Genomic DNA, 6,319 nt, shown 5'->3' with positions numbered 1-6,319 from the left:
GTTGGGTATCGAGAACGACGGGCCGGGCCTGCTTGACGCGCTGGGCGACGCGGCGATCGACGTCGAGAGCTGCATCGTCGATACCGACGTTCCCCAGCTTTCGGTGCTGCCCGCCGGCACGCGATCGAACAGCGATACCGAACTGCTGGGCAGCGCGCGCGCGGCGGTGGTGCTCGATCGCCTCGCCTCGGCCAATCCGCGCCGCATCGTGATCTTCGATTCTCCGCCCGCGCTGGCGGCGTCGCCGGCATCAGTGCTGGCGGGGCAGGTCGGGCAGGTGCTGGTGGTGGTCCGCGCCGACCGCACCGGCGAGCGCGATCTGCGTGAGGCGGTGTCGCTGCTCGACGGGTGCGATCATGTGCAGCTGGTCATCAATTCGGTCGCCTTCCAGCCCGGCGGGCGTCGGTTCGGCGGCTATTACGGACGGGAGCCGGCGGAATGAAGCGGCTGACGCTGATCGTCGCGCTGGGCGGCGTCGCGGTGGCGACACCCGCGATCGCGCGCGATCGCCAGATCACGCCCTATATCGAGGTGGGGCAGGTGCTCACCGCCGATCTCCAGTCGGGCGACGTGCTGACCTATTCGAGCATCGGCGCGGGCGTCGACGCGTCGATCCAGACGCGTCGCGTCGAGGTGCAGCTGAGCTATAAATATGAGCGGCGCATTTCGTGGGACGACAAGTTCGACGACGGCGACGTCCATTCGGGGCTGGCGCGCGCGGCGGTGAAGGTCGCGCGCGGGGTCACGCTGGAGGGCGGGGCGATCGCCACGCGCGCGCGCTCGGACATCCGCGGCGACGCGCCGGGCAATCTCGCCGGCAATCCGCGCAACGTCAGCCAGGTCTATTCCGCCTATGCCGGCCCGACCGTCGCCACCCAATTGGGCGACGCGACACTGAGCGCCGGATATCGGCTGGGTTACACCAAGGTCGAGGCACCCAGCCTGCCGGCGGTGCTGCCGGGCCAGCCGCGCCGCGACAATTTCGACGATTCGACCAGCCAGCTCGCCAGCGCCAGCATCGGCACGCGCGCGGGGACGGTGTTGCCCGTCGGCGTCACCGTATCGGGGGCGTGGCAGCGCGAGGACGTCAGCCAGCTCGACCAGCGTTACGACGGCAAGTTCGCGCGTATCGACGCGGTGCTGCCGGTGACGCCGACGATCGCGGCGGTGGCCGGCGTTGGCTACGAGAAGATCGAGATCAGCCAGCGCGATCCGCTGCTGATCGCGGGCACGACCATTCCGGTCACCGACAACAACGGCCGTTTCGTCACCGACCCCGCCAGCCCGCGCCGGCTGGCCTATCAGACCGACGGACTGTTCTGGGACGCGGGCGTCGTCTGGCGCCCCAGCCGCCGTACCATGCTGGAGGCGCGGGTCGGCCGCCGCTACGACACGATGAGCTACACCGCGTCGTTCACCCATCAGATCAACCAGGGCAGCGGCATCCAGGTGGGCGTGTACGACAGCGTCGACAGTTTCGGGCGCGGACTGGGGCAGGCACTGGCCAATCTGCCGACCAGCTTCGATACCGGTGCCGATCCGTTCGGCGACCGATTCAACGGCTGCGTGTTCGGCCGACAGGGAACCAATGCCGGCGGGTGCCTCAACCCGCTGCTGGGGTCGGTCACGACCGCCAATTTCCGTTCGCGCGGCGTGGCGGCGATCTACTCGGCCAATGTCGGCCGTAATCGCTTCGGCATCGGCGCTGGTTACGACAACCGCCGCTATCTGCTGCCCGCCGGGATCATTCCGGGTGTGTCCCTGAACGGGATCGCCGACGAGACGTGGTACGGCCAGCTTTCGGCCGGCCGCCAGCTCAGCCGGCGCTCGTCGATCGATGCCAACGCCTATGTCACCTATTTCGACAGCGGCATGGTGGGGGCGCCCGACGTGTTCGGCGGCGGGGCGACCACCAGCTATTCCTATAACTTCGGCCATTTCGGCGCGATCGCGACGTTGGGCCTGTATGCGTTCGATCAGGACATTCCCGGCACCAGCACCGACGTATCGGCGCAGGGCCTGCTGGGGATGCGCTATTCCTTCTGACGAAATCGCGGGCACCGCGCCCGACGGAGCGTAAACGATGTACGATGACCATTATGGATTGAGCGGGCGTCCGTTTCAGCTGACCCCCGATCCGCGATTCTGGTTCGATACCGCCACCCACCGCAAGGCGATGGCGTATCTGGGCTATGGCCTGAGCCAGGGTGAGGGCTTCATCGTCATCACCGGCGATATCGGGGCGGGCAAGACCACGCTGGTCGGCCATCTGACGGGGACGATCGATCGCGAACGGTTGAACGTCATCACCATCGTGTCGACCCAGATCGCCGCCGACGACCTGTTGCGCACCGTGCTGATCGGGCTGGGCGGCGACGGCGCCGGCATGACCAAGGCCGACCTGCTCCGCGCGATCGAGAAGGGGCTGCACGCCACCGCGCGCGCCGGCCGCCGCACGCTGCTGATCGTCGACGAGGCGCAGGCGCTGCCGGTCGACAGCCTGGAGGAGCTGCGGATGCTCTCCAATTTCCAGGCGGGCGGCTATCCGCTGCTCCAGATCTTCCTGCTCGGACAGCCCGAGTTCCGCGACCGTTTGCAGGACCCCCGGCTCGAACAGCTTCGCCAGCGGGTGATCGCGATGCACCATCTGGGGCCGATGGAGGCCGAGGAGACCGAAGCCTATCTGACGCACCGGCTGTCGGTGGTCGGCTGGGACGGGCGCCCGCGCTTCACCCCGGCGGCGGTCAGCGCGCTGCACGCCTGGTCGGGCGGCATCCCGCGCCGGCTCAACCAGCTTGCCGGGCGGGTGATGCTGTTCGGCGCGCTTGAGCAGCTTGACGTGTTTTCGGGCGACGACGTCGAAACGGTGATCGCCGATTTCGATCAGGACGCCACCGCCCCACGTGCGAACGCCGCCGATCCCGCGCCGGAGGCGATCTCGCAGCCGCGCCCGATCCGCGCGGACATGGCGCCGCCGCCGTCGGCGGCGGTAGATCTTGCCACCGATCGCCGGATCAGCGACCTCGAACAGCGACTGGCCGAACAGGATGCGGCGTTGCGCCGCGTGCTGACGCTGCTTGTCGACTGGGTCGAGACCGACGAGCGCCGGCCGGACCTAAGCCCGCTGCTCAAGCAGGCTGGATGACGGAACGATGCGCAACGCGCTCTCGGTCGACGTCGAGGAATGGTTTCAGGTCGGCGCGTTCGAGCGGACGATCGACCGTGACGACTGGGAGACGCTCGAAACGCGTGTCGCGGCCAATACCGGGCGCGTGCTCGACCTGTTCGACGAGGCTGGCGTCAAGGCGACGTTCTTCACCCTGGGCTGGGTCGCGGAGCGCAATCCCGCGCTGATCCGCGATATCGTCGGCCGCGGGCATGAGATCGCCAGCCACGGATGGGCGCACGACAGGGTGTTCACCTTCACCCCCGATCAGTTTCGCGCCGATCTGGCACGTGCGCGCGGCGTGATCGAGGATGCCGCCGGGGTGGCGGTCACCGGCTATCGCGCCCCGAGCTTTTCGATCGATACGCGAACCCCCTGGGCGCACGCGGTGCTGGCCGAGGCGGGATATGCCTATTCGTCGAGCGTCGCGCCGCTCCGCCACGATCATTACGGCTGGGTCGGCGCGCCGCGCCACGCGCATCGCCCGCTGAGCGATTCGCCGCTGATCGAGCTGCCGGTGACGATCATGCCTGTGCTCGGCCGCACGGGGACGGCGGGCGGCGGCTTCTTTCGCCTGCTGCCGTCGCATTTCACCGACAGGGCGATCCGGGCGGAGAACGCCTCGGCACGCCCGGCGGTATTCTACTTCCATCCGTGGGAAGTCGACCCCGACCAGCCGCGTGTCGCCAACGCCCCGTTCAAGTCGCGTCTGCGCCACTATAGCCGGCTTGGCGCGATGGCGGGCAAGCTTTCCACGCTGGTCCGCCGCCACGCCTGGGACCGGACCGACCGCGTCGTCGCCGGCGAGGCGGAGCGTCTGGCGTGAATGTGCCGCTGCTCGATCGCCCGGTCGCCTGTCGCCGCGCCACGCTCACCGACGCGGACGAGCGCGCGCGGATCGCCGCGTTCGTCGCCGGGCATGGGCAGGGGACGCCGTTCCACCTGGCCGAATGGACCATCGCCGTCGCCGAAGGGTGCGGGCAGGCGGGCCGCTATCTGATCGCCGAGGCCGCCGACGGCGCGCTGGCGGGGGTGCTGCCGCTGACGCTGGTCCGATCGCCGCTGTTCGGCTCCGCGCTGGTCTCGGCCGGGTTCGGGGTCGGCGGCGGGATATTGGCGCGCGATGCGGCGACCTCGCGGGCGCTGGCCGATGCGGCGTGGGCGATCGCGACCGACGCGGGCGCGCCCAGTCTTGAGTTGCGCGGCGGGGAAGCGCCAGGCGGCGCGTTCCATACCGACACCGATACCTATCTGGGCTTCGTCACCGATCTGGCGCCAGACGACGATGCGCAGTTGGCCGCGATCCCGCGCAAACAGCGCGCCGAGGTCCGCAAGTCTTTCGACAAGGGGCTGAGCATCGCCGTCGGCCGCGATGCCGCCGATCGCCGGGCGCACTACCTCGTCTATGCCGAATCGGTCCGTAACCTGGGTACGCCGGTATTTCCCGCGCGGCTGTTCGCGGCGGTGCTGCGGGCGTTTGGTGAGCGCGCCGACATTCTGACCGTGTCGCACGGCGGCACGCCGGTCGCGAGCGTGCTGAGCCTCTATTGGAACGGTACCGTCTATCCGTATTGGGGGGGGGGCACCGAGGCGGCGCGCGGGCTGCGCGCCAACGACGCGATGTATCACGCGCTGATGAACCACGCGCGGCGGCGCGGCTGCACCCGGTTCGATTTCGGGCGGTCAAAGGCGGGCACCGGGGCGGCGGCGTTCAAGCGCAACTGGGGGTTCGATGGCGTACCGCTGGCGTATCACGTCCGCACCGCCGATGGTGCCGCGCCGCGCGCGGTCAACCCGCTCGATCCCAAATATGCGCGGCGGATCGCGATGTGGAAGAAACTGCCGCTGCCGGTCGCCAACCTGATCGGCCCGTGGATCGCGCGGGGGCTGGGTTGATGGGCGACATATTGTTCCTCGCGCACCGGGTGCCGTTTCCGCCCGATCGCGGCGACAAGATCCGCGCCTATCACATCCTGAAGCACCTTGCGGCGCACAAGCGGGTCCACCTGATCGCCTTTGCCGATGGGCCGGGCGACATGGCGGCCAGCGACGGGCTGGACGGCCTGACCGCCAGCCAATCGATCCAGTGGCGGTCGAAGTCGCGCATCCGCGCGATGATCGAGGCGCTGCTGACGCGGCAAGCGGCGTCGATCACCGCGTTTCGCCACCCGAAGGTGCCCGGCGCGGTCAAGACGGCGCTCGAACGCCATGCGATCGACACCATCTACGTATTTTCCAGCCAGATGGCGCAATATGTGCCGGCCGATCCGCGCCAGCACGTGGTGATGGACTTCGTCGACGTCGATTCGGCCAAGTTCGCCGACTACGCCTTGACCGCGCGATGGCCGTTCAACTGGCTGTACCGGCGCGAGGCGAAACTTCTGCTGGCACATGATCGCCAGGTCGCCGCGCGCGCCGACGCCAGTCTGTTCGTCAGCGAGGCGGAGGCGGCGGTGTTCCGTGAGCGCACCGGCGCCGAGCGTGTCGGTGCGGTGGAGAACGGCATCGACACGGTGACGTTCGATCCCGCCGCGTCCTTCGACCCGATCGAAACGTCGGGGCCGCTGATCGTCTTCACCGGACAGATGGATTACCCGCCCAATGTCGAGGCGGTGCGCTGGTTCGCCGATGCGGTGCTGCCGCAGGTCCAGCGGCGCCACCGCGACGCACGGCTGGCGATCGTCGGGCGCAGCCCATCGCCGGAAGTGACCGCGCTGGCCGCCATCGATGGCGTCATCGTCACCGGTGAAGTGCCAGATGTGCGCGGATGGCTGGCAGCCGCGGCGGTAGTGGTCGCGCCGCTGAAACTGGCGCGCGGGATCCAGAACAAGGTGCTGGAAGCGATGGCGATGGCGCGACCGGTGGTGGCATCAGGCCCGGCGGCCGAGGGAATCGATCACGCTGACACGATCCGGGTCGCCGACGGTGCGGACGCCATGGCCGACGCGGTCGCGACGCTGCTCGATGACCCCGACAGCGCCGTTGCGCTCGGCGGGCGCGCCCGCGCGCGGGTGCAGGCGCGCTATGGCTGGGATGCGCGGCTGGCGGTGCTGGATGATCTGATCGGGCTGACCGCGCAGCCCGGACCTGAGACGGTGGCTGCATGACGATCGCCTATCCGCGCCGCAGCCTCATGCCGTCGATCGCGGCGGC

Annotated in this window: 5 protein-coding genes and 1 pseudogene; all 6 read left to right on the top strand. The window is 69.2% G+C overall.

Features of this window, described 5'->3' with window-relative positions:
• Positions 1 to 442 (top strand): annotated as a pseudogene (locus VNR91_RS12245) (exopolysaccharide biosynthesis protein); the annotation flags it as partial.
• The gene (locus VNR91_RS12240; protein ID WP_325491056.1) at positions 439 to 2,046 is read left to right on the top strand and encodes a hypothetical protein; all 1,608 of its coding nucleotides are present in this window, start codon (positions 439 to 441) and stop codon (positions 2,044 to 2,046) included. The pseudogene VNR91_RS12245 and the gene VNR91_RS12240, both read left to right, overlap by 4 nt.
• Before the next feature lie 37 nt (positions 2,047 to 2,083).
• A complete protein-coding gene (locus VNR91_RS12235) occupies positions 2,084 to 3,145 on the top strand; it encodes an ExeA family protein (RefSeq protein WP_325491055.1) in 1,062 nt (353 codons plus the stop codon).
• A gap of 7 nt (positions 3,146 to 3,152) precedes the next feature.
• The gene (locus VNR91_RS12230) at positions 3,153 to 3,992 is read left to right on the top strand and encodes an XrtA system polysaccharide deacetylase (RefSeq protein ID WP_325491054.1); all 840 of its coding nucleotides are present in this window, start codon (positions 3,153 to 3,155) and stop codon (positions 3,990 to 3,992) included.
• Complete coding sequence (locus VNR91_RS12225; protein WP_325491053.1) at positions 3,989 to 5,062, top strand: FemAB family XrtA/PEP-CTERM system-associated protein; 1,074 nt, start codon at positions 3,989 to 3,991, stop codon at positions 5,060 to 5,062. Before VNR91_RS12230 ends, VNR91_RS12225 begins: the two co-directional genes overlap by 4 nt.
• Complete coding sequence (locus VNR91_RS12220) at positions 5,062 to 6,273, top strand: TIGR03087 family PEP-CTERM/XrtA system glycosyltransferase (RefSeq protein WP_325491052.1); 1,212 nt, start codon at positions 5,062 to 5,064, stop codon at positions 6,271 to 6,273. Before VNR91_RS12225 ends, VNR91_RS12220 begins: the two co-directional genes overlap by 1 nt.
• The last annotated feature ends 46 nt before the right edge of the window (positions 6,274 to 6,319 follow it).

Origin of the sequence: Sphingomonas sp. (genome assembly GCF_035555815.1) — a bacterium.
In the GTDB taxonomy this organism is placed as follows: Bacteria; Pseudomonadota; Alphaproteobacteria; order Sphingomonadales; family Sphingomonadaceae; genus Sphingomonas.
This window is presented reverse-complemented; position numbering and strand designations above follow the sequence as displayed.

Bases quoted from the DNA above. Each gene is read 5' to 3' on its own strand.
- VNR91_RS12240 (WP_325491056.1), top strand. From the start codon at position 439: ATGAAGCGGCTGACGCTGATCGTCGCGCTGGGCGGCGTCGCGGTGGCG.
- VNR91_RS12235 (WP_325491055.1), top strand. From the start codon at position 2,084: ATGTACGATGACCATTATGGATTGAGCGGGCGTCCGTTTCAGCTGACC.
- VNR91_RS12230 (WP_325491054.1), top strand. From the start codon at position 3,153: ATGCGCAACGCGCTCTCGGTCGACGTCGAGGAATGGTTTCAGGTCGGC.
- VNR91_RS12220 (WP_325491052.1), top strand. From the start codon at position 5,062: ATGGGCGACATATTGTTCCTCGCGCACCGGGTGCCGTTTCCGCCCGAT.